Here is a 24,411-nt window from a genome sequence, read left to right as displayed (position 1 = left end):
CGGTGGTCGCGGGATCAATTACCTGATTCTTCACCCGTCGGTGTGCGGGGATATCGCGGGTAGCTCCACCGTGATGCGGATCCCGCCGGCGGAGCGCGGGGTGAGGGTGAGTGTTCCGTGGTGTGCTCGGGTGATGGTTTTGACGATCGCCAGGCCGAGGCCGAGGCCGACGCCTTCATGGTCGGCGTGTATGCGTTCGGTGCCGCGCTGGAATGGTTCGGTGAGTGTCGAGACCAGCTGTGGGGCGAGCTTCTGGCCGGTGTTTTCGACAGTGAGCAGCACCGTCTCGGGGCGAACGCTGGTATTGACCCACACGGTGCCCTGTTCAGGCAGGTTGTGGACGATCGCGTTCTGCACGAGGTTCATGGTCAGCTGCAGCAGGAGCGCGTGTGAGCCGACGGTGGGGGTGATGTCGCCGGAGGTATCGATGGTGATGCCACGCTTTTCTGCCAGGGGGAGGAGCGTTTCGGTGGCTTCTTCCGCCAGGAGAGACAGGTCGACTTGTTCTCGGTTGAAGGACCGCTGTTCAGCGCGGCTGAGCAGGAGCAATGCCTCAGTGAGGTCGATCGCTCGGGCGTTGACGGCGTGGAGGCGGTCGATGACTTCACCGGTGTTGTGTGTCGGATCGGTGCGGGCCACCTCGAGAAGTGCCTTCGAGACCGCCAGCGGGGTGCGCAACTCGTGAGAGGCGTTGGCCGCGAATCTCTGCTGTTCGGCGACGTGCGCTTCGAGCCGTTCGAGCATGCCGTCGAAGACGTCGGCGAGGTCGCGGAACTCGTCCCTGCGGCCCGGCAGCCGGATCCGGTGGGAGAGGGATCCTTTCGTGGCCATGTGTGTGGCGTCCGTGATGCGGGTCAGCGGGGCGAGCATGCGGCCGGCGAGGAGCCACCCTCCCAGGAGACCGAAAAACAGCAGGAACGCCAGTACTGCGGCTGCTCTCGGAGCGAAAACTTCCAGGAGGACGGACCGGATGGGGAAAACACCATTCGTGAGCGTGTCTTCATCGGCGTTGGTGAGCATCGCGCGATTGGGGACGTAACGCAGGAGGAACACCCACACCGCCGCGAGCAGCAAGGCGCCTGCGACCATGAGGAACCCGGCATAGCTGAGGGTGAGTTTGAGGCGAACGCTCAACCCTGGCTTCCTATCCACGGTCCGCTCCCTCACGTCCGGTGCCGGCTGCTGTGTCGATGCGGTAGCCGACGCCGGGCACGGTGGCGATGATCCCGGGTTCTCCGAGGCGTTTGCGCAGTGCCGAGACGGTGATGCGCACGGCGTTGGTGAACGGATCGGCGTTCTCGTCCCACGCCCGCTCCAGTAGCTCTTCGGCGCTGATGACACCGCCTTCGGCGGCGACGAGGACGTCGAGCACGGCGAACTGCTTCCGGGTGAGTGCGACGTATCGGCCGTCGCGGTAGACCTCACGGCGGAACGGATCCAGGCGCAGGTCTGCGATCTCCCGCACGGGTGGCCTGTGGTGGGCGCGTCTGCGGTCGAGTGCTCTGAGCCTGAGCACGAGCTCCCGGAGCTCGAACGGCTTCGTGAGGTAGTCGTCGGCGCCGAGTTCGAACCCGGAGGCTTTGTCGTCGAGACGGTCGGCTGCGGTGAGCATGAGGATCGGCATGCCGCTGCCCGAGGCGACGATGTGTTCGGCGATCTCGTCACCGGACGGTCCGGGGACGTCGCGGTCGAGGACGGCGATGTCGTAGGCGTGGACGCTCAGCAGTTCCAGAGCGGTGTCGCCGTCACCCGCGATGTCAGCGGCGATCGCTTCCAGGCGCAGGCCATCGCGGATGGCTTCCGCCATATACGGTTCGTCCTCGACGATCAGCACACGCATGCTCCGAGGCTACGAGCCGACGCATATCGTCGGTATATCGAAAAGCGGATACGTGTCGGCAACGCAGCGCTGCCTTGACTGGCGGTATGACTCGGACTCCACCTTTGGCACGAACAACGAACCGCCGGATCCGCCGGCTCCTCGTCGTCGCGCTGCTGGTGGTCCTGGCAGTGATCACCGCGGCTCTCGGCTGTCAGATGTCGGAGTCCTCGTCCTCCTCGGCAGTATCACCCTTGAATACTCTTCGCAGTGAGCACCGTGGTAAACCCGGCGAGGCTGACGGTGTCGTCCCCGACGGCATGACGATCTTCGATGACGCGATTCCGGCTGTGGCCAACCTCGACCCGGATTTACTCAAGGCCTTCCGCCAGGCCGCAACGGATGCCGCGCATGACGGAATCGAGTTCTACGTCAATAGCGGCTGGCGTTCCCCGGAGTACCAGAATCAGCTTCTTCGCGAGGCGGTCTCCAAGTACGGGTCTGAAGACGAGGCCGCCCGATGGGTGGCCACCGCGGCGACGTCTCCTCACGTGTCGGGGGACGCGGTCGACGTCGGGCGCTCCGATGCGACGGAGTGGCTGTCCGAACATGGCGCCGAGTACGGGCTGTGCCAGATCTACAGGAACGAACCCTGGCACTACGAACTGCGCACCAATGCGATCGATCGGGACTGCCCGCGCATGTATGCCGACCCCACCCACGACCCGAGGATTCAGCAGTGACCGGCATTGAGCGAGAACTGACGACGGCGCGGGTGGACACGGCGGAGACCGGACAGGGCGGCGACGGCCGCCGGGATACCGGCTCCGGTACCCGGCACGCGGGCCTCCGCCGCGATACCGGCGCCGGGGCCTGGCGCGCGCGCATCCGCCTGGCGATCCGCACCGGCTCCCGGCCGGGGCCCTGGAAGCGCGGCCTGGTGCTCGCGGCGCTGGCACTGCTGCTGGGCCTGTTCATGCTGCTGCACGCGCAGATCCCGAACCGGATCTGGAACCTCGGCAGCCTGGCGGAGACCTTCCTGCCGTGGTTCGGCCTGTTCATCCCGGTGCTGCTGGCCGGGGCGCTCTGGCGCCGCTCCGCCTCGGCGGTGGCCGCGTTGCTGCTGCCGGTCATGGTGTGGTTGAACCTCTTCGGCGGACTGCTCAGCGACAAGTCCGACCCGGGCGGCGACCTCACCGTGGCCGGCCACAACGTCGGCGCCGACAACCCCGACCCGGCCGGCACCGCCCGCGAGCTGGCCGCCTCCGGTGCGGACGTGCTGGCACTGGAGGAACTGACCCAGCAGGCCCGGGGCACGTACGAGAAGGAGCTGGCCAAGGCGTACCCGCACCACACCGTGCAGGGCACGGTCGGGCTGTGGAGCAGGCTGCCGCTGTCGGACACCCGGCCGGTCGACATCCAGCAGGACGTCGGGCCGCTGGGGGACACCAAGCCGGCCGACGTCAAGATGGCCTACAACCGGGCGCTGCGCACCACGGTGGCCACGGACCAGGGTCCGCTGGCGGTGTATGTGGCTCACCTGGGGTCCGTACGCGTGAATCCGCGGGCGGGCTTTTGGACGGACTCGCGGGACAGAGGCGCGCAGGCGCTCGGCAAAGCCATCGCCGCCGAGCAGAACGAGCGGGTGGTGCTGCTCGGCGACCTGAACGGCACCATGGACGACCGCGCGTTCGCCGGCATCACCGCGCAGCTGCGCTCGGTCCAGGACGCGGCCGGGGACGGCTTCGGCTTCAGCTGGCCGGCGAGGTTCCCGGTGGCGCGGATCGACCAGATCCTGGTCCGCGGCCTGGAGCCGACGAGCTCGTGGGTGCTGCCGGCCACCGGCAGCGACCACCTACCGGTGGCGGCCGGAATCAGCTGGTGAAGACAGTTGGTGAAGCTTCGCCGGTTCAGGACATGTGCCCGCCATCGTCAGCGTCACGCTGAAGATCACGAGCATCAGCTCCCGGTCCGTGAGGATGTCGGCCGTCGGCGGGAGTCTCACCGGCAGCACCAGCCCGGGCGGCACCGTCCAGTTCAACAAGGCGGCACCGTCCAGTTCAACAACCTGAAGGTCTGGGTGAAGTCGGTCTCCGGGGGCAAGGCCAAGCTCCAGCTGTTCCCCACGCGGTACTGAGCCTGTGGTCGAACCCCGGCGCGTGCGTCTCGCGCCGGGGTTCGCCGTTTCCGGACGGCAGGCGATGGGTTTTTCCGGCCCCGATGTCAGTGGCACGCGCGAGACTGGACGTATGTGCCGCAGCATCAAGACTCTCCGACCGCCCGTACTTCCCGAAGAGGCCACCGAGGAGGACATTCGCGCCGCCGCGCTCCAGTACGTCCGCAAGATCTCCGGCTTCCGTGCCCCGGCCGCCCACAACCGAGAAGTCTTCGACCGAGCGGTCGACGCTGTCGCGGAGGCGACGGCCGAGTTGCTCGCGGGACTCGAGGTGCGGGGGCAGACGGCTGCCGCCCGTCGGGCGGGCTGACCGGGGGCCGTGCCTCAGACGCTCGGGCCCGTCTGCGGCACCGTGGCCGGAGACGGGCGGCGCATCAGGAACGCGGCGCCCGCGCCCGCCCCGAACAGCGCCACCAGCGAAACCCCCGCGGCGAGCCAGGTCGCGCCCAGCCACTGGCCACCGAAGTAGCCGAGAGCGACGCTGTACGCGGCCCAGGCGAGACCCGCGAGGATCGACCAGGGCAGGAACTCGCGGACCCGGCGGTGGGCGGCGCCCGCGCCGAGCGAGACGACCGAGCGGCCGGCGGGCGCGAAACGGGCGAGGACGACCAGGGCACCGCCGCCGCGCGCGAGGGCCGCGCCGAGACGTTCCTGCGCGCCGCTCAGGCGGCGGGAGCGGGCTATGGCCCGGTCCAGACGCTCGCCGCCGCGCCAGGCCAGCCGGTACGCCACCATGTCGCCGAGGACCGACGCGGTCGCGGCGGAGAGCGTCAGCGACAGGATGTCCGGCACGTGCGCGGTCGCCGCACTCGTACCGGCCGCGGCCGCCGTCGCCGCCGTGATGACCAGCACGCCGCTGGGCAGCACCGGCAGAAAGACGTCGAGCAGGACCGACACCGCCACCACGGCATAGATCCATTGGCTGTAGATCCAAGAGCTGCCGGACAGCGCCCCCACACTCTCAAGCACCCTTACTCCCCTGTGTCTCCCCCGTAGGCCCCGACCGTGCCATTACGCAGCGATGTCGCGATGTCGCGATGTCGCGGGGGAGCGGCAGGAGCGGCCTGTGACAGCCATACAGCGTACGCCTCGGGTCCGACATCAGGTCCACGGGGGCTCGTGTGTTCGCCAGGCCATGTTCACCCGGCTGCCGTTTCCCAGGGAGCGGACGGGCTCCGCGTCCCGTAACAACGGAAAGGGGCCGACAATCGGTGTGAGGAGCGGAACCGGCGATGGTGGCAGGAACAGCGGGAATATCAGGGATCGTGATCGGGGCTCTGGCATCGGTCGTGCTCGTGACGGGCGCGGGCGGTGCCTACGGCGCGACAGACGCGGGCGTTGAGTACCGCGCCACCGGCGACGGCGGCACGGGTGACACGGTGGGCGCCGACGACACGCCCGGCTACCGGATGCGGATGGAAGGCCGCTTCGCGCCGCCCGGCTCACCCATCCCGACGGCGGCCGTCACCTATGACACGAACCTCGTGCCCGCGGGCTCGTGGATCGAGGTGACTCAGCTCGGCGCGGCGCCCGGCGGCATGACGGTGACGCTGCGGGTGACGGGGATGACGCCGGGGCACGTGTACGGCGCGCATGTGCACCAGAAACAGTGCGGCGCCGATCCGGCCGACTCGGGCGGGCACTACCAGCACCGGCCGTCCTCGGACCCGGCCGACGCGAACGCCGACAACGAGGTGTGGCTCGACTTCACCGCCGACGCGGACGGCGCGGGCGCGGCGAGCGCGCACCACGACTGGCACTTCCGGGGCGGCGAGGCCGCCTCCGTCGTGCTGCACAGCGAGCCGGGCAACTACGGCGCGCGGCTGGCTTGCTTCACCGTGCCCTTCATCGGGTGGGCCGCGTGAGCGCTCCGCTGGAGGGCCGGTGCGTAGTCCGCGGGTACGTTGGGGCTGGTCGCGCAGTTCCCCGCGCCCCTTTGGGGCGCGGGCGCCCGCCCCGATTGCCGCAGGGCGGGCGCCGGTCTGGTGCGGGTACGGGCGTCAGGCCGCGACTGGCTCCGAGGAGCGCTTCTGCTTCTCCTCGGTGGCCGAGGAGGAGCGGCTCGCGAAGAGCCGGTCGAGGCCGAGCGCGCCGGAGCCGGTGAAGATCAGCAGGAACATGGCCCAGCAGAACAGGGCCGCGCCTTCACCGTCGTTCTGGAGTGGCCACAGCGCGTTCGGCTGGTGGACCTTGAAGTACGCGTAGGCCATCGCGCCCGACGAGATGAACGCCGCGACGCGGGTGCCGAGGCCGAGCACGACCAGGCCGCCGCCGACGAGCTCGATCACGGCCGCGTACCAGTCGGGCCAGGCACCCACCGAGAGGGCCGGGCCGCCGCCGAGGACGCCGAAGAGCTTGGAGGCTCCGTGGCAGGCGAAGAGCAAGCCGACGACTATGCGGAACAGGCCGATGGCGTACGGCTGGGCGCTGTTGAGGCGTCCGGTCATGGGGGGAGCTCCTTCGGTCTGAAGCGGTCCCGCGGGGGACCGCTCGGGGGGACGAACCGAGTGAGTGCTCCACGCTAGGTCGGCCTAACCAATGCTTTCAAGTTCAAGTTTTGGCCACGGTTCCGCTGTCGGATCGTGCTCCGACCGCTGCTCTGTCTGGGCAGCGACCGTCCGCAGAACCGCCCGCGCCACCGCGTCGGCGTCCGACAGGGTCACCGAGTCCACACCCGGTCTGACCCCGGCCGCAGTCACCCAGTGCACACCTTCCGTGGGCACGCCGACCGCGAACCGCCGGGGGTGCGCGCTTCCCTGACGGTTGATCAGACGGTAGGGGCGCTGTGTTACGTCCAGTCCTCCGGTTTCGTAACCGTCTACCGTGTGCGGGCGGCACTGGCCCGTCTTCAGCAGCCGGGCGAGCAACTCGTCGGCCGTCCGCCGCAGATCCGGCTCCGGCAACCGCGCCTCGATGAGCGTGGTCGCCGTCACGGCCGATCCGGGCACGTCGGGAGAGTGCGCCAGCCAGGCCCCGCCCTCGGCCCGCACCTCAAGCCGCGGGCCCAGTACGTCCAGTACCCCCGCCTCGATCAGCGCGGTCATCTCCTCGATACGGCGCCGGGGCGGGCCGATCGACAGGAACGCGTTGAGCGGCGTGTACCAGCGGTCCAGGTGCTCCCGGCGCGAGGCCCCCGCGAGCCCGCCGTGATCGACGATCTGCCGCAACTCGTTGCGCAGGTCGCGCAGCACGTCGAGAGCCGCCTTGAGCGGGCCGTCGACATTGCCGAGCGCGGCCTGCGCGGCGTCCTCGCGGAGGTGGTCGAGCAGCCACTCCCGGAAGTCACGGGGGCCGGTGAAGATCCGACCGCCGTACGGCCGCGAAATACGGTCCCAGGACCAGCGTTCGGCGTCCGCGATCCCGAACTCGTCGAGGATCAGGGCTTCTTGTGGATCCCGGTGGGGGAGGGCGAGGAACCGCTCACGGAAGGCCCTGACCACCCTGGGATTCCGTCCCAACAATGTCTCGTAGTAGACCGTTTCGACCTCCTTCGCCACCAACGGCCAAATCTCCGTGAGGAAGTCGGGCGCCTCGCCGGAGTCGGCGCGCTTGCGGAAGCGGGCGATGGTGTCCGGGGTGAGGACGAGGGGGACGTGGCGGCCGTACGGGCCCTTCGCGTTGTCGCCGCGGGCCTGGTACGGGATGCCGCGGCGGGAGCCGGCGAGGAGGCGGGGCTCGCGGCCCGAGGGGAGGTAGCGCAGACCGGCCGGTGCGCGGAGGAAGCGGCCGCCGCGGCCGGTCGTCAACAGGGCCATGTGGTCGAAGAAGTTGAGGCCCAGGCCGCGGAGGAGGACGGGTTCGCCGGGGGCGAGGGCGGAGAGGTCCAGGTCGGCCGGGTTGGCGGGCGGGACGTGGCGCAGGCCGTGGCGGTCGGCGTACGCGGAGAGGCGTTGCTGCGTCCGGTCGGCCACGGCCGGCAGGTGACCCTGGGCCAGGACCACGGCGGCCAGGTCGGGGAGGGTGCGGCCGTTGTCGAGTACGAGGGCCTGGTGGCCGTTGGCCGTGTCGATCCCCTCGGCCGCGTCGGCCGTGTCCTCCACGCGTATCGCGCGCGCCCGGTGTGTCTCGACCCGTATCGCGGGCGGTGCCTCGCGGACCACCTCGGCGAAGACCCACTCCAGGTAGCGGCCGTACTGGGCGCGGGTCGGGTAGTCGTCCGGGCCCAACTCGCCGTCCGGCTCGCCGGCTGCCCATGCGTGCAGGCTCGGGCCGGGGCGTATAGGGCCGGAGCAGTCCACGCTGTCGTCGGTGAAGAGGGTCACCTGCGAGGCCACGGTGTTCATCAGCAGCTCGGCCGGCTGGGCGGTCCGCCAGACACGGCCGGGGCCTGGGGGCGACGGGTCGACGACGTGGACGGTCAAACGCGTGCCGGGTGCGAGGAGTTCGGGAGCGGAGGCGCAGAGGCGTTCCAGGACGCTGGTACCGCGCGGTCCCGCGCCGACCAGGGCTACGGAGGCTACGGGTGTGGCGGAGGGTGCGGACTCGGTGGTCTCCGTCGGCTCTGTCGATTCCGTCGGCTCCGTCGGATCCGCGCTCGCTGCAGACAAAGGTGTGACTCCCGAACAGGTGGGGCGTTGGGCAGCAAACCACCCACTGGAAGCGGACGGTCCGCCTCATCATGCCGTCGCGGGCCACGGGAGCCGAGCCCTTGAGCGGATCATCCGGGCCGGTTGTGGGATGCGTCACGAGCATCACGGGCAACGAGGTAGTAGATGGGCAACTGGGCGGTACACGGGCAACGTACGCAATAAACGTATGCAATCGGCCGCCCCCGTGACCCTCGTGGCGGCGTCGTGACCGCGCCCCGTAAGGGGCGCGGGGCTGTGACATATGCGGCTCCGCCGCGGCGCGCGACCAGCCCCCACCGGCCCGCGCCCGCGGCGGAGCCGCAATCGACACAGCGTCACCGTTCTCCCAGCGGAGCGCTCAGCTGAGCTCGGACTCGACGACCGTCCTCAGCCGGGCTTTTCCGCCGCGCTCCTCCCGCGCCTGGTCGAGTCGGAGCCGGGCCGAACGGCCGCGCAGGGTCAGCGTCATGAGCTGGTTGCCGAACCAGGGGCCGCCGGTCTTGCGCCAGTCGACGGGCGGGCGCGGCGAGCCGCCGTGGCCGGCGAAGCGGCGGCCGAGGGCGCGGCCGATGCCGCTCCAGCCGAAGCGGAAGCCGAGCCGGATGGAGAGCGGGATCGAGTTGTGGACGGGGGAGCAGGTCAGCTGGAGCACCCGGGCGTCGGGCCCGGGCGAGCCCTCGGGCCACGTCGGCTCGGCGATGTACGCGTGGTGCACGTCCCCGGACAGTACGCAGATCGTCGCCGGTGCCCCCGGCCCCGACCCGGCCTCGGCGATCAGCTCCGCCAGCGCGTCGAACGACGCCGGGAACGCCGCCCAGTGCTCCAGATCGGCCCGCCGCCGCAGATCCTCCCCGAACCGCGCCCACCGCGCGCCCCTGTCTCCCCGGCACAGCGCGGCGTTCCACCCTTCGGCGTCGTGCACGAGGTGAGGGAGCAGCCAGGGGAGCGAGGTGCCGATGAGGAGGTGGTCGTAGGGGACGGGCGCGGTCGGATCGGTGGTCGTCGGGCCCGGGCCGCGGCCCTCCAGCACCTGCTCGCGGAGCCAGGTCGCTTCCTCCGGGTCGAGCATCGAGCGGTTCTGCTCGTCGAGGACGCGGGCCGCTCGGGTGTCGACCATCAGGAGGCGTACGCGGCCGAAGTCGCGGCGGTAGCTCCAGCGGACCGAGGCCGGGTCGTGGTCGGCGTCGGCGGCGAAGGCGCGGAGGGCGTCCGTGCCGTCCGGGGTGGCGCGGACGGCCTCGTACAGCGGGTCGTCGGCGAGGCGGTCCGGCGGGAGGTTGCCGAGGTGCTGGTGGACCCAGTACGACATCAGGCCGCTCAGTACGCGCTCGCGCCACCAGGGGGTGGCCCGCATGTCGGTGAGCCAGGCCGCGCTGGTGTTCCAGTCGTCGATGACGTCGTGATCGTCGAAGATCATGCAGCTGGGCACGGTGGAGAGCAGCCAGCGGACCTCGGGGTCGAGCCACGATTCGTAGTAGAGGTGCGTGTACTCCTCGTAGTCCGCGACCTCGGCGCCCGGCGGTTCGTCGAGGCCGCGGCGGGCCTCCAGCCAGCGGCGCGTGCCCTTGGACACCTCGTCCGCGTACACCTGGTCGCCCAACAGCAGCAGCACGTCGGGGCGTTCGCCGTCCGGGTCCGCGGCGATGCGGGCCGCGAGGGTGTCCAGGGCGTCGGGGCCCACCGGGTCCTTCTCGCCGGCGGGCGGCGCGGCCCAGCGGCAGGAGCCGAAGGCGACCCGTACGGCCTCGTGCTCGTCCGCCGGAGTGCGGATGACCGAGGGCGGGAAGCCACCGGGACCCCCAACAACGCCCGCGTCGGGGAGCGGCCACACGGTCGCTCCGTCCAGCAGCACCTCGTACGGGGAGGACGTGCCCGGCGTGAGTCCGGTGACAGGGACCAGCGCGTAGTGATGGCCCGCGACCTGGAAGGTGCGGGCCTCGCCGCCGGAGCCGTCCGGACAGCGCACCTCGGCCGTGCACGGACGGCTCGCCTCGACCCAGACGGTCGCGGACGAGCCGTCTACGTACCTCAGCAGCGGCCCCAGGCGCAGTCTCGCCACGTGATCACTCTCCTCCGTCGCCCCGTACGGTACGGAACGACGGAGGTGAGCGGGGAGGTTCCGTGCACAGTGCAGTTGATCAGCAGCCGTTTCGGCAGCTGTTCAAGCAGCTGTTCAGCAGCCGTTTCGGTGGCCGCTTCAGTAGCCGTTTCAGCAGCCGCTGAGGACCGAGGTGAGCTTGCTCTTCTCCGCGGAGTCGACGGAGAGGTCGTAGTAGTACTTCACCTGGACCCAGGCGCGGACGTAGGTGCAGGCGTAGGCGGTGCGCGACGGCATCCACGTCGCCGGGTCCTGGTCGCCCTTCGACTGGTTCACGTTGTCCGTGACGGCGATGAGCTGCGGGCGGGTCAGGTCGTTGGCGAACGACTGGCGCCGCGAGGTGGTCCAGCTGTCGGCCCCGGAGTCCCAGGCCTCGGCCAGCGGGACGAGGTGGTCGATGTCCACGTCGGACGCCGCGGTCCAGGTCGCGCCTTCGTAGACGGAGTACCAACTGCCGCTGGTGGCCGCGCAGGCGGAGTCCTGCACGACGTTCGTGCCGTCGCGCTTCAGGACGACCTCACGGGTGTTGCAGGTGCCGGACTGGGTGATCCAGTGCGGGAACAGATCGCGGTTGTAGCCGGTGCGGTCCTCGGTCGCCACGGTCAGCGAGGCGAGGTAGGTGCGGGCGGTGGCGGCGCTCACGGGGGTGGGCAGGGCAGCGGAGGCGGCCGGGCTGTTGAAAAGCCCGGCCATGGCTATCAGACCCGTCATGGCGGCGAGTACACTGAGGCGTCGACGCGCGTAGACCTTTGACATGCGAACTCCCTCGGGGGATGGGGCAGTTGCGGTGCGAGCGACCACATGCTTGCGGGGCCGCGTTTCCGGCAGATGTGCGTCAGGTGAGAACCTAATGACGTGTGCATGACACAACAAGGGGTGTGACGGGAGTTTCGGTCCCCGGCGCCCAGCTGTTGCGTGCCCGGTTGTCACGTGCCCAGCCGTTACGCGGGGGTGGTGGCGGGATCGGCCGTTGTTTTGTACCGTGTAGGAACAAAGTGGCTCCCGCCCGTACTCCCTGACCGGCGGGCGGGGCCACCTTGTTCTCGGGGCCGCGCACGGCCCCCTCTTCCACGCCTGGCTTCCACGCTTTGGAGCATGCCGATGACGGCCACCACCGTGCTGACCGCCCGTGCCCTGCTGCTGGACATGGACGGCACCCTCGTCAACTCGGACGCCGTCGTCGAGCGCATCTGGCGCCGCTGGTCCGACCGGCACGGGCTCGACGCGGACGAGGTCATGAAGGTCGTCCACGGGCGGCAGGGGTACGCGTCCATGGCGGTGCTGCTGCCGAACCGGCCCATGGAGCAGAACCACACCGACAACGCCCGGATGCTCGCCGAGGAGACCGCCGACATGGACGGCGTCGTCGCGATCCCGGGGGCCGCGGAGTTCCTGGCCTCCCTGCACGGGCTGCCGCACGCGCTCGTGACCTCCGCGGACGTGGCGCTGTCCACCGCGCGCATGGGAGCCGCGGGGCTGAAGCTGCCCGAGGTGCGGGTCACCGCCGAGTCCGTGGGCGCGAGCAAGCCGGATCCCGAGGGATTCCTGAAGGGGGCGGCCGAGTTGGGGGTCGCGCCCGAGGACTGTGTCGTGTTCGAGGACTCCGCGGCCGGGATCGCGGCGGGGCGCTCAGCGGGGATGCGAGTCGTCGGGGTCGGGCCGCGGGCCGGGTTTCATCGGCCGGATGCCGTGGTGCGGGATCTTCGGCAGGTGCGGGTCGAGGCTTTGGGGGGCGGTGTTTTGGGGGGCGGGGCGGTTCGGGTGCACGTCGGCTGATGTCACGTGGCACATGCGTGACGGAGCGTCAGGTGGCGGACAGGCGTGAGGTGGCGGACGTGAGGTGCCTTGACGTGCGTGAGTGCGTGAGGTGGCTTGACGTCAGGTGATGGTCGTCCGCGGGGGAGGCGGGCCGGACCGGGCGCGGGTTGGGCCGCCCACGCGTCTTACGGCTCCGCCGTCTCCGCCTCCAGGCGTTCGCGGGTCTCCTTGCCGTATACGCCCTGTTCCTCGTCGATGCCTCGGGTGAACTGGTAGCTGCGTACGGCGTTCTCGGTCTGGCCGTCGAAGTCGCCGTTGGCGTTTCCCGCGTAGAGGCCCAACTGGCTCAGGCGCTGCTGGAGTTCGGTGACCTCGGGACCGTTGTCGCCGCGGCGCAGCACCACCGGCTCGGTCTTCTCCGGCGGGTCGGTGGTGGGGCGGGTCGACTCGGTGGGGCGGGTGGACGGGACGCGCGTCGCCGTGGCCGAGCGGGACGGCGTGGGGGACGGGGCGGTCGACTCGACGGCCGTCGGCGAGGCGTCGACGGCACTCGACGTGGACGGTGTGGCCGACGGCGAAGGTGTGGGCGACTCGGACGCCGACGAACTCTCAGACACCGACGCGTCCGGCACGCTCGCACGTATGTCGTCCGGCACCGCGCTGTCCCGCGACGGCGTCTCGTACGAGAACAGTCCGCCCGCGAACCCGGCGGCAGCCACCACCACGGCGGCGACCCCGGCGGCGGCGAGCGCGATGCGGCGCTTCCGGCTGCCCTTTTCGACGGGCTCCTGAGCGAGGAGGGCCGGGTCCTGAGCCAGGTCCTGCGCCTCGAAGAGGCGGTTGGTGGTGGTGTCCGGCGGTGTTGCCGTGGGGTGCGGTGGTGAGAGCGGTGAGAGTGGTGGGAGCGGTGCGGCGAGGGTCGCGTCGATGGGTGGCTCGGGGGTGTCGGTCGCCGCGTGTGTGCGGGGTGTCGGAGACGCGGCGGGCGCCGTGGGCCGGCCGGACAGGCCGCGTGCCCCGGGCGCATCGGGATTGCCCGAGGGCTGAGTTGGCCCGGGCGTGCTCGTTGTCCCGGATGCGCCCTGTGTGCTCGGTGATTCAGGTATAGCCGTGGGGGTGGGCGTTGGCGCGGTGCCGTCCGGGCCCGTGAGTCCGTCGGACGCGGGCGCTTCCGCACCCCCGAACGCGTCGAAGCCGGACCCCTCAGAGACAGACCCCTCAGAGACAGACCCCTCAGAGACAGACCCGTCAGAGACGGACCCGTCATGGAGGCCCGCCCCGGCAGCCGTCCCGGCGTCCTCCGCCGTCTTGGCTCCCTCGGCCCCCTCGGCTCCTTCCGGCCCCTCAGTCGCCCCCAAATCCACGTACGGCCGTATGCGCAGCGGATTGAAATCCTCCGCCGCGGCCGCCTCCGCGGAGCGGGTCTCCAGGAGTGCGTCAGCCGCCCGGCGGGCGCAGCCGCACGTCGGTGAGCCCCCTGCCTCCCGGGGTGCCCCGCATTCCGGGCAGACGTACCCGCTTCGGTCGCTCACTTCCTGGATCCCTCTCCGTACGAACTCCAGCGATTATGCAGACCCCCTCCACAGAATCTCCGGGTTACCCCCGGAATCCCGGGCTCAGTGGCGGATTCAACAGGCCATAACCGGTCACACCGACCAGGATGGAAGAGAAATGGGACCCTCGCGGCCGGGAGGTCTTCATGACCGAGGAAGCGCAAGGTGAAGGACGAGGTGCGGAGGGAACGGGCGGTTCGGGCAGTTCGGATGGTTCGGGTGGTTCAGGCGGTGTGAGTGGTCCGGACGTACGGAAGACAGCCCGCTACGCCCGGGACCACTCGCACGGCGCCGCCGCCGGTCAGGAACACGTGAAGGGCGGCGTCCTCGTCTCCATCGGGGCCCTGCTGCTCGGCATGCTGCTCGCCGCACTTGACCAGACGATCGTGTCGACCGCGCTGCCGACCATCGTCAGCGACCTCGGCGGCATGGACCACCTGTCCTGGGTCGTCACGGCGTATCTCCTCGCCGCCACGGCCGCAACTCCGCTCTGGGGCAAGCTCGGTGACCAGTACGGACGCAAGAAGCTCTTCCAGACGGCCATCACGATCTTCCTCATCGGCTCCGCGCTCTGCGGTATGGCGCAGAACATGCCCCAGCTGATCGGCTTCCGCGCCATCCAGGGCCTCGGCGGCGGCGGGCTCATGGTGCTGTCGATGGCCATCGTCGGCGACCTCGTCTCGCCGCGCGAACGGGGCAAGTACCAGGGCCTGTTCGGCGCGGTCTTCGGCGCGACCAGCGTTCTCGGCCCGCTGCTCGGCGGCCTGTTCACCGAGCATCTGAGCTGGCGCTGGGTCTTCTACATCAACCTCCCCATCGGGGTCGTGGCGCTCGCCGTCATCGCCACCGTTCTGCACATCCCGGTCCGCTCCCAGAAGCACACGATCGACTACCTCGGTACGTTCCTGATCGCGTCCGTCGCCACCTGCCTCGTCCTCGTCGCCTCGCTCGGTGGCACCACCTGGGACTGGAGCTCACCCCAGATCATCGGTCTCGCGGTGCTGGGCGTGGCGCTGGCCGTGGTCTTCGTGGGTGTCGAACGCCGGGCCGCCGAACCCGTACTGCCCCTGAAGCTGTTCAGGATCCGCACGTTCACCCTCTCCGCGGTGATCAGCTTCATCGTCGGCTTCGCGATGTTCGGCGCGATGACGTACCTCCCGACGTTCCTACAGGTCGTCCAGGGCGTCTCGCCCACCATGTCGGGCGTGCACATGCTGCCGATGGTGGCCGGACTGCTGCTCTCCTCGACCGTCTCCGGACAGATCGTCAGCCGTACGGGCCGCTGGAAGGTGTTCCCCGTCGCGGGCACGGCGGTCACCGCCCTCGGCCTGCTCCTGCTCCACCAACTCGACGTGAACAGCCCCACGCTCGAGATGAGCGCGTACTTCCTCGTGTTCGGCCTCGGTCTCGGCCTGGTCATGCAGGTCCTCGTCCTGATCGTGCAGAACGCCGTCTCGTACGAGGACCTCGGTGTCGCGACCTCCGGTGCCACCTTCTTCCGTTCCATCGGCGCCTCGTTCGGCGTCGCCATCTTCGGCACGGTCTTCGCGAGCCGCCTCGGCGACAAGCTGACCGAGGCGCTCGCCGGCCAGCAGCTCCCGCCGAACCTCGGCACGGACGCGCTGGAGTCCGACCCGAAGACCATCGCCGAACTTCCGGTGGCGCTGCGGCCGCCCGTCATCGAGGCGTACGCCACGTCCATCACGGACGTCTTCCTGTACGCGGCCCCGGTCGCCCTCGTCGGCTTCGTGCTGGCCTGGTTCCTGCGCGAGGACAAGCTGCGGGGCTCGGTCACCGCCCCCGACGCGACGCAGACGCTGGCCAGCAATCCCGTGGAACGCTCCTCGTACGACGAGGTGTGCCGCGCGCTGTCCGTGCTCGGCACGCGGGAGGGGCGGCGGGAGATCTACGAGAAGATCACCGAGCGTGCCGGGTACGACCTGCTGCCCGCCGCGAGCTGGCTGCTGCTGCGTATCAGGCGCTACGGCTGGGCCGAGCCCGCCGTCCTCGCCGAACGCATCACCGTGCCCCTGCAGGTCGTCATCGAGGCCGCCCGCCAGGTCGAGGAGCGGCACCTCGCCGTACGCGAGGGCCTCGACCTCGTCCTCACGGAGGAGGGCCGCGTCGCCGCCGGGAGACTCGCCACGGCCCGCGAGGAGTCCCTCGCCGAGCTCCTCGGCGACTGGTGGGGCCCGGACCGGCCCACCGACCTCGCCCACCTCGTCGAGGAGCTGAACGCCGAGATGTGCGGCTCCGACACGGAGATGCCCCGTAAGGAGCGGGTGCCGAAGCCGGTCGTCGGCAGGGTGGCCTAGTCGGACGCGGCCGATCGCCGCCCGGCGCCGAGTTCGCGCGCCGCCGCCTCGGCCGCCGCGAGGAGGACGGCGCCGCCGCCCTTGCCGCGCGGGTCCTCGCGTACGAAGACCCGCCCGAGTTCGCTCGTGGTCGCGTCCCGGAGCCGTACGCCTGCCGTGCCGGCCGGTTCGCAGTCGTACCGAGCGATGAACAAGGCCCTGGTGGGCGGGGCGAGTTCGGACCCGGTGTCGGCGGCGATCTCGCGTTCCAGGTCGGCGGGCCGGTGGCGTGTCCGCGGTGGAGCCGGTACCAGCGGTCGCTCACCTCCGTGTAGTACGCGCGCCAGAGGGCGGCCGCGGCCGGGGAGGCGAAGGGCTCAGGGGCGACGGCCCAGGGGATGGCGGCGTACGGGTCGTACGGGTCGTAGGGGTGGTCATGACGGGCATTGTCACGAGGATCCGTACGCCGTCCGCAAGCGATGTACCGGCGACCTGCTGCCCCACCGATGACACGGGCGCAGTTTGGGCGCCGTCCTGCGGGCAACTCGGCCGGTGAAACGGCCCACTGGGCCCAGAACCCGGAAGGCATTCCATGTCCACAGGCTTGATCATCGTTCTGATCGTGGTCGCGGTGCTCATCATCGGAGCCGTGGTCGCAAGGTTCGTGATGGCCCGCGGGGCGGGCGGCGGCCGGGGCCTGAAGCGGCGCTTCGGACCCGAGTACGACCGGGCGGTCGCCCGGCACGACGGCGACTCCAGGGCCGCCGAACGCGAGCTCGACGAGCGAGTGAAGCGGCACGGGTCGCTGCGCGCACGACCGCTGCAACCCGCGGAGCGCGAGGCGTACTCGGCGCGCTGGACCGCCGTCCAGGAGCGGTTCGTCGACGAGCCGCGCGAGGCCGTCATCGAGGCGGACCGACTCCTCGGCGAACTGGCCGGCGCCCGCGGCTTCCCCGACAGCGGCCACTACGACGAGCAGCTCGCCGCACTCTCCGTGCACCACCCCCACCACGTCCACGGCTACCGGCGCATCCACCGGGCCGCGCACGCGCCGACGACCGCCGCCGACGCGACCGCGGCAGGTACGGAGGAACTGCGCGAGGCCCTGGTCGAAGCCCGCGCGCTCTTCGAGGACCTGACGGCACCCGGGCGCGAGGACCGGGCGATGGCCCGCAGGACGGACACCGAGGAAGCGCCCGCCAACGCCCGGGCCGACGGCTCCCGCGGCCGCCTGCACTCGCCGTTGGCGTTCAACAGGCGCCACCACGCGAAGGGGAGTTGAGACCTATGCCGGACAAGGCGGCGGCCGGGCGGCCGATGGAGCCGACGGAGCCGATGGAGAGGCGCGGCGGCAGCGAGCCAGGCCGTGAGAGCGAGGCCCGCGGAGAAGGCTTCGGCGGCACACGCGAAGGTGGAGAAGGCTTCGGCACGAGCGAAGGCGCCGAGGGCTCACGGGCTCCCGAAGGCGTCCCGGTCCGGTCGGCCTCGGGTGCGCGTGAGGACGTCCTCCCGAGCGGTCAGGGCGCGGCGGCTCGTGAAGGCGCCGGAGGAATCGGTGCAACCGGAGGCGCCGGAGGCCCCGGCGGGCGGCTGATGTCGCGCGACGAGGGTGACAAGTGGACCCTGCGCTTGCAGCACGCGGTCGCCGGGTTCGTCGACGGACCGCGGGAGTCGGTCGAAGAGGCCGACCAGGTGCTCCAGGAGGTCACGGAGAGGTTCTCCGACGCCGTCACCCAGCGGCGCCGCACCCTGCGTACGTCCTGGCAGACCGCCGGCGACGACAAGGCCGACACCGAGCAGCTGCGGCTGGTGCTCCGGGACTACCGTGAGCTGGCGGAGCGGATGCTGCGAATGTGAACTCGCGTACGCGATAGGCGACTTGCGTCGTGAGACGTCGTGAAGCGGGGCCCTGTCCCGGGACAGGGCCCCGCTTCACGACGTCTCACGACCGCCGACTGTCATACGACGAGGGAGATGCGGCGGCGCGTCAGCGGGCGCGGCGCTCGTGCCACTCCCTGACGATCTCCTCCACGTCGTACGGCTTGAGGCCCAGCGGCGGGCCGGGCGGCGGCTTGAACATCATCTCGCGGATCTTCGCGTTGATCTCCGTGACGATCTGCCGCACCACCCGCTCCGACGGCGCCTCGGCGGCTCGCGCCAGCGCGTCCTCCGCCTCCTTGCGCAGGGCGAGGGTCGGCGGCAGCACGGACAGACCCTCTCGGGCCATCTTCTGCTTGATCCACCACAGTTCGTCGTACTGAGTGTCGGAACCGCTCGGCAACGGCTTGCCCGCACCGGGGAGTTCGGCGAAGTCGCCGCGGGCCTCCGCCTCACGGATCTGTTTGTCGACCCAGGACTCGAAGCTGACACCAGGTGGCTTGCGCTCGGTCATGAGTCCATTGTGCCGGACGGTATGTGACTGTGCCGGACGATATGCGGCCGCGTGACCCGTCAGCCGTCCGGGCGCCTTATTATTCGGCGGCGATACGTCGCTGGGGCGGCAACCACATCCTGGCGCGGGACAATTGGCACCGCGGGAACGCGCGGGAACGAAGGAGCGCACGTGCTCGAACTCACCATGGCCACGGTGTCCGGGTCGGACGCGGGGGCGACGGCCGGTATGCAGCTCGCCGACGCGCCGAGCGAGCCGGGTGCCGTGCTGCGGGTGGGGCGGGACCGGGGCGCGTGCCGCCTCGCGACGCCCGACGACTGGCTGTTCGTCTCGCGGGTGCACCTGGAATTCCTGTGCGGGCCCGAGGGGACCTGGCAGGTGACCTGGCTGCGGGGCTCGCACGACGACCCGTCGTCGCAGGTGCGGCTCGCGCTGGTCGGCGGGGCCCCGCAGACACTCCCGTACGGCGGGACCGCGAGGCTGCCCCTGGGCGGTGCCGGCGAGCTGGTCATCCAGGACCGCACGGGGCCGCGGAGCGTGAATGTGGGCTTTTATCACGAGGCGTGAGAGCCCTGGTATCACGAGGTGTGAGGGCCCCGGATACCCCCGAGCTCCCGACCTCCGATACCTCCGATATCCCGGATACTCCGAACGCCCGATGTCCTTGACGTGTGAGGGCTACGGCAGCACGCGCGCCAGCGCGAACCCGTCGTAGCCCTTGCCGCCTACCGTCTGGATCGCCGTGGCGGTCACCTTGGGGTGGGCGGCGAAGAGTTCGAGGGCCTCGCGGGTGCCCCGGATGTTCGGGTCGTCGGTGGTGGCGTCGGTGACGGCGCCGCCGCGGACGACGTTGTCGAGGATGATCAGGCTGCCGGGGCGGGTGAGCTTGAGGGCCCATTCCACGTAGCGGGGGTTGTTCACCTTGTCCGCGTCGATGAAGACCAGGTCGAAGGGGGCGGCCGTCTTCCCGTCGTGCTCGTCGGCCAGCTTCGGCAGCGACTCCAGGGCCGGGCCCACGCGGACTTCGGTGATCTTGTCCAGGCCGGCGCGGGCGAGGTTGCGGCGGGCGACCTCGGCGTGCCGTTCGCTGTACTCGAGGGTGATCAGCCGGCCGTCCTGGGGGAGGGCGCGGGCCAGCCAGATGGTGCTGTAGCCGCCGAGGGTGCCGATCTCCAGGATGCGGGTCGCACCCTGGATCACGGCGAGGAGGTGGAGCAGCTTGCCCTGGGTCGGGGCGACGTTGATGTGCGGCAGTCCGGCGGCGTCGCTGTCGCGCAGCGCCTCGGTCAGTGCGGCGTCCGGCGGGGCGAGGAGGTCGGTGAAGTAGTCGTCCACGTCGTGCCAGAGCTGCGGCTCGGTCATGCCGTATACCTTTCGTCTGCCTAGTTAGGTGAGCTAACTAGTTCTGTCGAATATAACCCGTTACCGCTTGGTTCGCTCGTTGTATTCGGTTGGTTGGGCGCTCGTTTCCAGGACACAGTGGAACCACACAGGTCTGACAACACCTCCATCCCGACAAAAGCCCGACGAAAGGCTGAAGGACGTCAGGTGAAGAGGGGGTTGCCTGCGTCTCACCGCGAAGGGGGTGCGAGCCTCTTAGGGTTCAAACAGGAAACAGACGCACGAGACCCCATGGGACAACAGGGGACGAACGGGGCGGGAGGGCCGACGGCGCGTGGCGAACGTGGAGCACGGTGGACGACCAGGGGATGCCTTCGGGGCGGCGGCGCCCGGGACGGCGAAGGCGCGGCTGGGAATGGTCCGCGCGGGCCTCTGGCTGATCGCCGCCGTCCTGGCGGTACGGCAGGTGGCCGTCGTCCTGAGTACCCCGAAAGGGGAGCGGCTGACGGATCTGGAGACGTGGGTCGGTCCCAACGGTGTGCTGCACGTGAACGGGTCGCTGTACGACTCGACGCGTTTCACGGGCACTCCGTTCGGGGGACTCGTCCTCAAACCCCTCACGCGCGCGGCCGAGCAGGCTCTCGGCTGGGGCTGGACCTTCGGCACGCTACTGCTGGTCGTCGCCCTCGGCCTGGTCGCCGCGCGCGCCCTGCCACAGCCCGTGAGCCGCCGTACGGCCCTGCTCGCCGCGCCCGTCGCGATCAGCCTGCTGATGCTGTCGCTGCCCGTGCGCAACACCCTTCATCTCGGCCAGACCAGCGTCATTCCCGTGCTGCTGGTGCTCCTCGGCTGCTTCGCCGTGCGCGGGGAGCGGGCGAGCGGGCTGCTCATCGGGCTCGCGGCGGCCCTCCAGCCCACCGTGCTCCTCTTCGCGCCGCTGCTGTGGTTCACCGGCCGGCGCCGGGCCGCCGTATCCACCGGGATCACCTTCGCCGCCTGCACCGCGGTCGCCTGGGCGGCGATGGCGGACGACTCGTACACGTACTGGGTGCACCACATGGCCGGAGTCGGGCTCGGCAGACCCGCCGACGACCTCGCCAACCAGTCCCTGCACGGCGCGCTGCTGCGGCTCGGCCTCGAAGGGCCGCTGGAGATCGCGCTCTTCCTCGCGCTGGGCGCGGCCGTCGCCGTCCTCGGCCTGCGCCGCGCCGTGCGCTACGCGCGCGACGGACAGCTGCTGCTCGCCGTCGCGATCACCGGCTGTGTCGCCGTGGCCGTCTCCCCGACCACCTGGCAGCACCAGCTCCTGTGGGTACTGCTCGCGCTGGTCGGCCGGGTCGGGAAGAAGGCGGGCGACCGGTACGTATGGCCGGTCGCCGTCATCCTGGTGATCACGCTCCCGGCGAAGATGATGCTGCCGAACATGGCGGCGCTCTACCCGCTGCGCGACAACGTCGTCCTGCTCGCCGCCCTCGCCGCCGCCACCGTCGTCCCGTTCCTGTCCCGTACGTCGGAGTACTACCAGTCGCCGGTCCCCACGCGGTACGCGGAACCGGTCCCCACCCGCTGGAGCCGCGTCCCCCTCCTCCCCTTCCTGCGCCGGGTCCTCACCCGCCCGAACCTGCTGCTCGAACTGCTGCTGATCCGGGTCGGCTACTCCGCGTACCAGCAGGTCAGGCTCGCCGCGACCGGTGGCAGCAACACGGAGGGTCGGGCCACCGCCGAGAAGCACGGCGACCAGATCTACTCGATCGAGCAGTTCCTCCACATCGACATCGAGCGCTGGGCCAACCACGCCGTGGTGAAGACCGGCTGGCTGCAGGACTTCTTCGACTTCTACTACACGTCGTTCCACTTCGTCGTGCCGCTGAGCGTCCTCGCGGTCCTCTACGTCCGGCGCCCCGCCGAGTACCGCTGGGCCCGCGCGGCGCTCGGTTTCGCCACGCTGTTCGCGCTGGTCGGGTTCTGGCTCTACCCGCTGGCGCCGCCGCGGCTGATGCCGGGCCTCGGCTTCATCGACACCGTGCACGGCGTGCAGGACTTCTCCAAACCGGACTACGGGACGCTGACCGCGCTCACCAACCAGTACGCGGCGATGCCGTCGCTGCACTTCGGCTGGTCGCTGTGGTGCGGGCTCGTCATCGCGATCCTCGCCCCGAAGTGGTGGATGAAGGCCCTCGGCCTGCTGCACCCGCTGTTCACGGTCTCCGCGATCGTCGCGACCGCCAACCACTGGATCCTGGACGCGGCGGGCGGCGCGGCCGTCGTCGGCGCGGGCTTCACGCTGACCTACCTGCTGCAGGGGCCGCGCCCCCGGTCGCTCGCGAAACCGGCCAGGTTGGAGGCTGACGCCGAGGTCGAGGCCAAGGCCGATGGCTACGCGGAGATCGAGGCCAAGGTCGACGCGAAGGTCGACGCCGAGGCCGAGATCAGCATCGTGGAGCCGGCCCCGGCGAAGGACCGTACCCCGAGCTGATCCGGTACTCGCCCGGCTCGGTCACCGTCAGCCGCGTGAACTCGCCCTGCTTCTCCAGGCAGCCGCCCTCGGCGTACAGCCAGGGTGAGAAGGCGACGCGCACGGTCACCGAGCCGGCCCGCGGGACCCGGACGACGACCTCGGCGCTGTCGGCATGGACGACAGCGGCGGGCGGCGACACCAGCGGTACCGCGTCGCCCACCCGGTACACCTGCCAGTTCGCGTCCTGCCACACCAGGTCCAGCCACGCGGGCGCGCTCCTGACCAGGCGTGCCTCGTCCTCCGCGAACCCGTCCGGCTTCCCCGAGGGCAGCACGACGTAGCCGACCGCCCACCGGTCCAGCCAGGCCCGGTACGTCGTCTCCGAGAACGTCCCGTCGTAGAAGAGCCGGCCCCGCTTCATGTCCAGCTGTCGGTTCCAGCCGCGTGCCAGGTTCACGTGCGGGGCCAGCGCGGTGGCCTCGCGGTGGTTGCGGGCCGGGACCACCTCGACGCGGGCGCGGTCGGCGCCGAGCCGGTCCAGGGCGCGTACGACACTGGTCGTGTCGGCGGCCCAGGCCGGTACCCGCGTCGACACCGCCAGGTCGTCGACCGTCTTCTTGCCCACCCACCCCACCGAGAAGACCAGCGCCATCATGAGCGCGACGCGTCTTTGATTGCTGTGCCTCCGGGGCGCCTCAGCCGGGGGCGAGGGGACGACCGTGCTCGACCCTTCGGGCCTCCGCGCTTCCCCACTCTCGGCTTCTCCCCCACTCTCGGCCTCGATCGAGCGGGGGGACCCCCATGAGCGTGGGGACCCCCATCTCCCCTCGCCCCCGGCGCGCCCCTGCGGCTCCGCGGTGTGCCGCGACCGACCCGGCACCGCGAGCAGCGCCGCCAGTAGCGCGGCGGGCGCGAACAGTTCCGCGAGCCGCTCCACGTTCGTGCCGACCGGCGAGGGGATCAGGTACGTGAGGACCGTCCCGGCCGCGTACACGACGGCGCCCCAGCGCAGCACCCGCCAGCCGCGCGGCGCGAGGGTCAGCACGACGACGCCGATGAGGACGGGCGGCCAGATCCGGGCCGCCGGCATCAACTGCTCGCCGGTGAACGGGAACAGCAGCGTTGTCGCGCCCACCACCACGAACGGCGGAACGATGAGCGCGGCGGCCCGCGCCCGGTCCCGTACGAGGGCGTACCCGGCGCCCGCGACGACCAGGAACAGCCCGGCCACCGGGCTGGCCATGGTCGCGAGCGCCGCGTACGCCACCGCGAGCGGTACGCGCCGTTCCCGCGTCAGCAGCACACAGGCCGCGAGCCCGAGGGCGACACCGAGTGCGAACGTCGTACGTCCCGACGCGACGTTGCACCACAGCGCGAGCGAGGCGAGCAGCGCCGGGCCCAGCGGATGGCGGATCCCCGTACGGACGATGAGGACCGAGGCCAGCCAGGCGGCGAGCAGCCCGGCCGCGACGGTGACCGTGCGCACGCCGAAGGCGGCCATCAAGTAGGGGGAGATCAGGCTGTAGTTGGCGGTGTGCATGCCGCCGTACCAGAAGAGGCTGTACGCCGAACCGCCGTGCCGGGACGCGAAGTCGGCCCATGCCTCCTGTGCCGCGAGGTCCCCGCCGCCGGTGGCGAGCAGCAGCCACCACACCACGTACAGCGGAACCGTCGGGAGGGTGGCGAGGAGCGGAACGCGGTGACGTACCCAAACCGGGCGGAGGTCCCGCTTCCGGGGCCCGGCCGTGTGGTCCGGCCGGGTGAGGGACGGGTCGGACAGGTCGGCAGTGACCACGGCTCGGCGTATCCGTTCGAAGTCTTCGAAGGTGTGAATTGGCTGTGCCACCTGTGAAGACGCGAAACGGTTCAGAAACGTTCACCGGGTTTCGGCTTTCGACTGCCTTGGGTCCCGGGGGAGGCAGGGGCGGAGCGTAGGGGGGATGCCCCTGCCTCC

23 protein-coding genes and 1 pseudogene are annotated in these 24,411 nt (G+C 70.8%); 12 read left to right on the top strand and 12 right to left on the bottom strand.

Annotated elements, in window-relative coordinates:
- Nucleotides 1-30: 30 nt before the first annotated feature.
- On the bottom strand, nucleotides 31-1,134 hold the full coding sequence (locus ACTWQR_RS28280) for a sensor histidine kinase (RefSeq protein ID WP_443229995.1): 1,104 nt from the start codon (nucleotides 1,132-1,134) through the stop codon (nucleotides 31-33).
- Nucleotides 1,135-1,144: 10 nt separating this feature from the next.
- Nucleotides 1,145-1,840, bottom strand: coding sequence for a response regulator transcription factor (locus ACTWQR_RS28275; RefSeq protein ID WP_443229994.1), 696 nt, complete (start codon nucleotides 1,838-1,840; stop codon nucleotides 1,145-1,147).
- An 86-nt stretch (nucleotides 1,841-1,926) separates the two neighbouring features.
- Between ACTWQR_RS28275 and ACTWQR_RS28270 the strand changes: the two genes are divergently transcribed.
- The 4 genes from ACTWQR_RS28270 (at nucleotide 1,927) to ACTWQR_RS28255 (ending at nucleotide 4,305) form a co-directional block, all read left to right on the top strand.
- On the top strand, nucleotides 1,927-2,562 hold the full coding sequence (locus tag ACTWQR_RS28270; protein ID WP_443229993.1) for a M15 family metallopeptidase: 636 nt from the start codon (nucleotides 1,927-1,929) through the stop codon (nucleotides 2,560-2,562).
- Between the two features lie 149 nt (nucleotides 2,563-2,711).
- Complete coding sequence (locus tag ACTWQR_RS28265) at nucleotides 2,712-3,704, top strand: endonuclease/exonuclease/phosphatase family protein (RefSeq protein ID WP_443230042.1); 993 nt, start codon at nucleotides 2,712-2,714, stop codon at nucleotides 3,702-3,704.
- 34 nt (nucleotides 3,705-3,738) lie between these two features.
- A complete protein-coding gene (locus tag ACTWQR_RS28260; RefSeq protein ID WP_443229992.1) occupies nucleotides 3,739-3,891 on the top strand; it encodes a hypothetical protein in 153 nt (50 codons plus the stop codon).
- A gap of 177 nt (nucleotides 3,892-4,068) precedes the next feature.
- Nucleotides 4,069-4,305 (top strand): DUF2277 domain-containing protein, encoded by a 237-nt coding sequence (locus ACTWQR_RS28255; protein ID WP_443229991.1) that lies wholly within the window; start codon nucleotides 4,069-4,071, stop codon nucleotides 4,303-4,305.
- 14 nt (nucleotides 4,306-4,319) lie between these two features.
- Here ACTWQR_RS28255 and ACTWQR_RS28250 read toward each other — a convergent pair whose 3' ends face one another.
- Entirely contained in the window at nucleotides 4,320-4,964 is a 645-nt protein-coding gene (locus tag ACTWQR_RS28250) for a DedA family protein (RefSeq protein WP_443229990.1), read from the bottom strand.
- A 263-nt stretch (nucleotides 4,965-5,227) separates the two neighbouring features.
- Here ACTWQR_RS28250 and ACTWQR_RS28245 point away from each other — a divergent pair, with 263 nt between their 5' ends.
- Nucleotides 5,228-5,860, top strand: coding sequence for a superoxide dismutase family protein (locus ACTWQR_RS28245; protein WP_443229989.1), 633 nt, complete (start codon nucleotides 5,228-5,230; stop codon nucleotides 5,858-5,860).
- Nucleotides 5,861-5,995: 135 nt separating this feature from the next.
- Here ACTWQR_RS28245 and ACTWQR_RS28240 read toward each other — a convergent pair whose 3' ends face one another.
- From ACTWQR_RS28240 to ACTWQR_RS28225, 4 genes are all read right to left on the bottom strand, one after another.
- On the bottom strand, nucleotides 5,996-6,442 hold the full coding sequence (locus ACTWQR_RS28240; RefSeq protein WP_443229988.1) for a DoxX family protein: 447 nt from the start codon (nucleotides 6,440-6,442) through the stop codon (nucleotides 5,996-5,998).
- 84 nt (nucleotides 6,443-6,526) lie between these two features.
- Nucleotides 6,527-8,440: an FAD/NAD(P)-binding protein gene (locus tag ACTWQR_RS28235; protein WP_443230041.1), complete on the bottom strand. Its 1,914-nt coding sequence runs from the start codon at nucleotides 8,438-8,440 to the stop codon at nucleotides 6,527-6,529.
- A 481-nt stretch (nucleotides 8,441-8,921) separates the two neighbouring features.
- A complete protein-coding gene (locus ACTWQR_RS28230) occupies nucleotides 8,922-10,622 on the bottom strand; it encodes an alkaline phosphatase D family protein (protein WP_443229987.1) in 1,701 nt (566 codons plus the stop codon).
- A 150-nt stretch (nucleotides 10,623-10,772) separates the two neighbouring features.
- A complete protein-coding gene (locus ACTWQR_RS28225; protein ID WP_443229986.1) occupies nucleotides 10,773-11,417 on the bottom strand; it encodes an HNH endonuclease family protein in 645 nt (214 codons plus the stop codon).
- 339 nt (nucleotides 11,418-11,756) lie between these two features.
- Here ACTWQR_RS28225 and ACTWQR_RS28220 point away from each other — a divergent pair, with 339 nt between their 5' ends.
- Nucleotides 11,757-12,437, top strand: a complete 681-nt coding sequence (locus tag ACTWQR_RS28220; protein ID WP_443229985.1) for an HAD family hydrolase — start codon at nucleotides 11,757-11,759, stop codon at nucleotides 12,435-12,437.
- Nucleotides 12,438-12,604: 167 nt separating this feature from the next.
- Here ACTWQR_RS28220 and ACTWQR_RS28215 read toward each other — a convergent pair whose 3' ends face one another.
- Entirely contained in the window at nucleotides 12,605-12,823 is a 219-nt protein-coding gene (locus ACTWQR_RS28215) for a peptidoglycan-binding domain-containing protein (protein WP_443229984.1), read from the bottom strand.
- Between the two features lie 55 nt (nucleotides 12,824-12,878).
- Between ACTWQR_RS28215 and ACTWQR_RS28210 the strand changes: the two genes are divergently transcribed.
- Nucleotides 12,879-13,211 carry a hypothetical protein gene (locus ACTWQR_RS28210; protein WP_443229983.1) on the top strand — a complete coding sequence of 111 codons (333 nt, stop codon included), beginning with the start codon at nucleotides 12,879-12,881 and terminating at the stop codon, nucleotides 13,209-13,211.
- Between the two features lie 1,117 nt (nucleotides 13,212-14,328).
- Entirely contained in the window at nucleotides 14,329-16,287 is a 1,959-nt protein-coding gene (locus ACTWQR_RS28205) for a DHA2 family efflux MFS transporter permease subunit (protein WP_443230040.1), read from the top strand.
- A gap of 17 nt (nucleotides 16,288-16,304) precedes the next feature.
- Here ACTWQR_RS28205 and ACTWQR_RS28200 read toward each other — a convergent pair.
- A pseudogene (locus tag ACTWQR_RS28200) lies at nucleotides 16,305-16,666 on the bottom strand (GNAT family N-acetyltransferase); the annotation flags it as partial.
- A gap of 192 nt (nucleotides 16,667-16,858) precedes the next feature.
- On the opposite strand from ACTWQR_RS28200, the gene ACTWQR_RS28195 reads away from it, so the two are divergent.
- Nucleotides 16,859-17,548 (top strand): hypothetical protein, encoded by a 690-nt coding sequence (locus ACTWQR_RS28195; RefSeq protein WP_443229982.1) that lies wholly within the window; start codon nucleotides 16,859-16,861, stop codon nucleotides 17,546-17,548.
- Between the two features lie 5 nt (nucleotides 17,549-17,553).
- Nucleotides 17,554-18,123, top strand: coding sequence for a hypothetical protein (locus tag ACTWQR_RS28190; protein ID WP_443229981.1), 570 nt, complete (start codon nucleotides 17,554-17,556; stop codon nucleotides 18,121-18,123).
- Between the two features lie 130 nt (nucleotides 18,124-18,253).
- Here the strand turns inward: ACTWQR_RS28190 and ACTWQR_RS28185 are convergent, their stop codons facing one another.
- Nucleotides 18,254-18,658: a J-domain-containing protein gene (locus tag ACTWQR_RS28185; protein ID WP_443229980.1), complete on the bottom strand. Its 405-nt coding sequence runs from the start codon at nucleotides 18,656-18,658 to the stop codon at nucleotides 18,254-18,256.
- Between the two features lie 171 nt (nucleotides 18,659-18,829).
- Here ACTWQR_RS28185 and ACTWQR_RS28180 point away from each other — a divergent pair, with 171 nt between their 5' ends.
- Nucleotides 18,830-19,225, top strand: coding sequence for a hypothetical protein (locus tag ACTWQR_RS28180; RefSeq protein ID WP_443229979.1), 396 nt, complete (start codon nucleotides 18,830-18,832; stop codon nucleotides 19,223-19,225).
- A gap of 111 nt (nucleotides 19,226-19,336) precedes the next feature.
- On the opposite strand, the gene ACTWQR_RS28175 is transcribed toward ACTWQR_RS28180, so the two are convergent.
- Nucleotides 19,337-20,020 carry an O-methyltransferase gene (locus ACTWQR_RS28175; RefSeq protein WP_443229978.1) on the bottom strand — a complete coding sequence of 228 codons (684 nt, stop codon included), beginning with the start codon at nucleotides 20,018-20,020 and terminating at the stop codon, nucleotides 19,337-19,339.
- A gap of 313 nt (nucleotides 20,021-20,333) precedes the next feature.
- On the opposite strand from ACTWQR_RS28175, the gene ACTWQR_RS28170 reads away from it, so the two are divergent.
- The gene (locus ACTWQR_RS28170; RefSeq protein WP_443229977.1) at nucleotides 20,334-22,475 is read left to right on the top strand and encodes a bifunctional glycosyltransferase 87/phosphatase PAP2 family protein; all 2,142 of its coding nucleotides are present in this window, start codon (nucleotides 20,334-20,336) and stop codon (nucleotides 22,473-22,475) included.
- Here ACTWQR_RS28170 and ACTWQR_RS28165 read toward each other — a convergent pair.
- Nucleotides 22,429-24,252 carry a hypothetical protein gene (locus ACTWQR_RS28165; protein ID WP_443229976.1) on the bottom strand — a complete coding sequence of 608 codons (1,824 nt, stop codon included), beginning with the start codon at nucleotides 24,250-24,252 and terminating at the stop codon, nucleotides 22,429-22,431. The genes ACTWQR_RS28170 and ACTWQR_RS28165 overlap by 47 nt on opposite strands.
- Between the last annotated feature and the right edge of the window lie 159 nt (nucleotides 24,253-24,411).

Source organism: Streptomyces sp. 2A115, assembly GCF_052245575.1.
GTDB lineage: Bacteria > Actinomycetota > Actinomycetes > Streptomycetales > Streptomycetaceae > Streptomyces.
Note: the sequence above shows the minus strand (reverse complement) of the source record. Positions and strands in the feature narration are given on the sequence as shown.